This is a genomic window from Rhizobium mongolense USDA 1844, assembly GCF_000419765.1.
GTDB lineage: Bacteria > Pseudomonadota > Alphaproteobacteria > Rhizobiales > Rhizobiaceae > Rhizobium > Rhizobium mongolense.
The window spans coordinates 1-4,353 of the sequence record NZ_ATTQ01000075.1 but is presented as its reverse complement, the minus strand read 5'-3'; the positions used below and the strand labels follow the sequence as shown (position 1 = coordinate 4,353).

The window sequence follows — 4,353 nt, the reverse complement described above, 5'->3', positions numbered from 1 at the left end:
CGATCGCGCTGATCGATGAAAACATGCCGGTCATCGTGATCGCCCCAAGTGATCGGTTCTTCGATAAGACCGTCTCTAACATGCAAGAAGTGGCCGCCCGGGGTGGTCGCATCATTCTCATCACCGATGAGAGGGGAGCGGCGATGTCCAAACTCGACACGATGCACCGCATCGTGCTGCCTAACGTCGAGGAGATTATCGCGCCGATGATCTTCTCGCTGCCGCTACAGCTTCTTGCCTATCACGCGGCGGTCTTCATGGGCACAGATATAGACCAGCCGCGTAATCTCGCCAAATCGGTGACCGTCGAATGATTGTGACGCTTTCAGCTGGCGACGCTCCTCCATCGGAAAACGCCAACACTTTCGTATTTAGAAATTAAAGTAAGTGAGCTCGTATGCAAGAAATCTCCCTCGCGGAAGTGTCGAGGTTGGTCGGCCAGGAAGTCGGCACATCAGAATGGATCACCGTCGATCAAAAGATAATCAATCTCTTCGCCGATGCGACCCATGACCATCAGTTCATCCACGTGGACCCGGAACGCGCAGCGGCCGAAAGCCCGTTCGGCGGCACGATCGCCCATGGCTTCCTGACACTTTCGCTTCTGTCGGTGATGAACTTCAGTGTTATGCCGAAGATCCGCGAACAGACCATGGGCATCAATTACGGCTTCGACCGCGTCCGCTTCATGTCGCCGTTCAAGACCGGCAGCCGTGTGCGTGGCCGCTTCGTGCTCTTGGATTGCCGGTTTCGCGCCGCCAGCATGCTGGTGACCACCTGCGAGGTTACGGTCGAGATCGAGAACGAGAATAAACCGGCACTCACTGCCAATTGGATCGCTATCGTTCAGTTCGACCCCAAGGACCGGCCATGAAGTATGGAACGGACATCAGCGGTCTAAGGGCCGTCGCCGTTGTTCCACATCTCGCGCAGAATATCGGCGTCGGGAATGGACGAGGCCGAGCACGACGTCCTCGCCTATATGAGCTTCCCCGAGGAGCACCGCGTCAAGCTGCACTCAATCAATCCGATCGAGCGGCTCAATGGCGAGATCAAGCGACGCACAGAGGTCGTCGGCATCTTCCCCAACGACGATGCCATCGTTCGCCTGGTCGGCGCATTGCTGCTGGAACAAAGTGCAGCGCGCTAGCTATATGACACTGGAAACCATCAGCCAGATGAGCGATGATCCGCTCATCAGCCTGCCGGCAGTGGCACGCTGATCAGTCCGGCCCACGCCGGAGAACACGGTGACCAAAGCCGTTCAGTTACACCACTCCACCGGGCACGATCCCATTCTGTCCCCTGCTGGGGTTGGTTCAGCAGACGCAATCGGCTTCGTGCCCGCTTCTTTGTGTCATTAGCCGACGCAGACAATGGGAGGGGCTTGCTTCTCCTCTCGTTAACAGCGGAGGCTCGCGAAGCTGCAGCTTGCGCCTCCACCAGAATTTCAACGGTGATCCTTTGCTCTGATGGCGGGGGCAGAGGTTTCTTAGCCGGAAGCTGCCCAACTGCGCAAATGGCCATCAGGTGCAGCGTCACCGAGATTGCAACGATCCATCGTATCGCATTGGGTGCCAGCCGACCGCTTATCTTTCGCATTCGCAAGTTTGCCGCTCCCGATCATCTCCGGCTTCGACCATTCGCTAACGGAATGTGTCGTTGCGGTCTGTCAACCAGCTCGCGCGCACCGCTTCCACGTCGGAAGTCATGCTGACGTCGGCATTAATATACTGCTGCGCCCACTTCCTCGCCGACACTGCGGTGAGCAGCGCCGCCGATAGTACCGTCGTTTTGAGATGCTTGCGAAAGGTGGAGAGGGAGCCGATGCGCCGAGCTTTGGTGGTCCAAACGGAATAAAAGGTCATTCAAGAGGTTTTCTTATGCATCTTCAATTCGATGTCTCTTTCTCCACCCTCGGCGTGGCACCGTTCGAGAACTTGTTTTGCGGAGCGACACAGAGTGCGCCGTAGCGAACCTCCTCACCCTTGTAGTTGGCCAAGGTCTGCAGCAAATCCGATAGAAAGTCCTGTCTCATTTCATCCGGGACTGGCTCCGGACCGTCCAGCGCCTTCAGTGCCAGCTCGACCAACTCGATCGCGCGATGTTTGTTGCCGCTCTCGTGATAGTACCGAGCGACCGCCCGATAAGACAGGAACTTAGGGACGTCGCCTTGCTGGGGATTCAGTGCAAGGATGTGTTCGGACAGCTCTTTGCCCATCGCGAGACGCTCAGCAGACGGGAAGCGCGAATGGTCATACTTCGGATGGAAGAGTTGGTCTATCGCCATAATCATCCAATGCTCAGAGTTTCGTTGGATCGCGTCGCGAATCAATTGGCGTATGACGGGCAAGCCGGCCCGCATGTCGTGCATTCTGTGAAGCAACAGCTGCGCATGGAGCACGCGGATATTGATGTCGTCCGGCATTAAGGCGATGCCCTCTTCGATCGCCGAGAGTGCCGTCTTCCAATCCTCTATCTTCACCGATGCCCAAAATTTATCATTGATCGGCTTCTTCAACGCTTGTTTGCGCGCTATCGGTTCGCATTCGGCGATCCGCTCCGTATCAGCGGCTTTCGCTTGATCGCTGGTGCGCCAGCTGCCGTTAAGCACTTTCGGCAAAACGTCATCCAGTTCCATCGGATGACCGATAAAGGCGATGCGGCCGTCTCGGTCGACCACGAACGAGGTCGGAATTCCGACAGAAAAGCTGGGTTCCATCCAAAGCTTTTCCATTTCGCCTGTAGAGTCGAACGCGATTCGATAGTTCAGATTCGAGCACTTTTCGGTCAACCACGCGTTCAACTTGGTTCGGGCCTCATCGGCCGATGGAGCGACTTCACTTGCCGCGACTCCGATGACCTCAAGTCCGCGGTCCTTGTAGTTCTCCTGCAGCTGCACCATACGGGGTATCGCCGACACACATGGTCCGCACCAAGTTGCCCAAAATTCGACGATGTACACCTTGCCGGGCTGGAAGTTCGTGAGGGGCTCGCCACGCAGCCAGTTCTGCACTTTAATCGAAGGAGCCGGGGATTCCATACACAAGACCATATTGCTCTCCAAAGCTATTGCTAAAGGCTGCGCGACTTTATGCGCATAGGGTAGAAACGAAGACATTACGGCCCATTAGGTCAAACAGCCTTGATGTAAGTCAATCACGCCCTCGACACATCAACGGCGACCACTATGCGAACGCGGCTGCTCTGTCGGATCATACCCGCTGTGCTAAGGTGTTCGCCTTATTCCATGCCACCCATGCCGCCCGGCATCGCGGGAACGTCCTTCTTCGGAAGCGCGGCGATCATGGCTTCCGTGGTGACCAGAAGAGCGGCGACCGAGGCTGCGTCCTGAAGGGCGGTGCGAACGACCTGGACCGGATCGACGATACCCATGGCGATCATGTCGCCATATTCGCCGGTCTGAGCGTTGTAGCCGTAGTTATCGGTATTTCCTTCGAGGATCTTACCGACAACGATCGATCCTTCGTCACCAGCGTTCTCAACAATCTGGCGGGCCGGAGCCTGCAGCGCGCGACGAACGATGTTGATGCCAGCTTCCTGGTCGGCGTTTTGACCCTTGACCGTCAGCTGCGAGGAGGCGCGCAGCAGCGCCACACCGCCGCCTGGCAGGATGCCTTCCTCGACTGCCGCACGGGTCGCATGCAGTGCATCGTCGACGCGGTCCTTCTTTTCCTTCACTTCGACTTCCGTCGAGCCGCCGACGCGAATGACGGCGACACCGCCGGCGAGCTTGGCAAGGCGTTCCTGCAGCTTCTCGCGATCGTAGTCGGAGGTGGTTTCTTCGATCTGCGCCTTGATCTGGACAACCCGGCCTTCGATGTCGGACTTGGCGCCGGCGCCGTCGACGATCGTGGTATTTTCCTTCTCGACAACGATTTTCTTCGCACGGCCGAGCATGTCGAGGGTGACGGACTCGAGCTTGATGCCGAGGTCTTCGGAGATCACCGTGCCGCCGGTGAGGATCGCGATNTCNTCGAGCATGGCCTTGCGGCGGTCGCCGAAGCCCGGAGCNTTGACGGCAGCAATCTTCAGCCCGCCGCGCAGCTTGTTGACGACGAGCGTNGCAAGTGCTTCGCCTTCGACGTCTTCAGCGATGATNAGNAGCGGCTTGCCCGATTGCACGACGGCTTCGAGAACCGGAAGCATCGACTGCAGGTTCGAGAGCTTCTTCTCGTGGATGAGAACATAGGGATCCTCGAGCTCGACCCGCATCTTGTCCTGATTGGTAACGAAGTACGGTGACAGGTAGCCGCGGTCAAACTGCATGCCTTCGACGACTTCGAGTTCGGTTTCGGCGGTCTTGGCTTCTTCGACGGTGATGACGCCTTC

5 protein-coding genes and 1 pseudogene are annotated in these 4,353 nt (G+C 57.5%); 3 read left to right on the top strand and 3 right to left on the bottom strand.

The annotated features are described in order from the left end of the window. From A3C3_RS0137060 to A3C3_RS0137050, 3 genes and pseudogenes are all read left to right on the top strand, one after another. Window positions 1–314: SIS domain-containing protein (locus A3C3_RS0137060; RefSeq protein WP_028740326.1), on the top strand; the 314-nt coding region annotated here is incomplete at its 5' end. Window positions 315–397: 83 nt separating this feature from the next. Beyond that, window positions 398–874, top strand: a complete 477-nt coding sequence (locus A3C3_RS0137055; RefSeq protein WP_022719493.1) for a MaoC family dehydratase — start codon at window positions 398–400, stop codon at window positions 872–874. A gap of 66 nt (window positions 875–940) precedes the next feature. Next, a pseudogene (locus tag A3C3_RS0137050) lies at window positions 941–1,223 on the top strand (transposase); the annotation flags it as partial. Between the two features lie 423 nt (window positions 1,224–1,646). Here the strand turns inward: A3C3_RS0137050 and A3C3_RS0137045 are convergent. From A3C3_RS0137045 to groEL, 3 genes are all read right to left on the bottom strand, one after another. After that, the gene (locus A3C3_RS0137045) at window positions 1,647–1,868 is read right to left on the bottom strand and encodes a hypothetical protein (RefSeq protein ID WP_022719492.1); all 222 of its coding nucleotides are present in this window, start codon (window positions 1,866–1,868) and stop codon (window positions 1,647–1,649) included. Window positions 1,869–1,891: 23 nt separating this feature from the next. After that, a complete protein-coding gene (locus tag A3C3_RS0137040; protein ID WP_028740324.1) occupies window positions 1,892–3,055 on the bottom strand; it encodes a TlpA disulfide reductase family protein in 1,164 nt (387 codons plus the stop codon). Between the two features lie 188 nt (window positions 3,056–3,243). Then, window positions 3,244–4,353, bottom strand: a 1,110-nt coding sequence (gene groEL / locus A3C3_RS0137035; RefSeq protein WP_022719490.1) for a chaperonin GroEL, incomplete at its 5' end; no start/stop codon positions are given.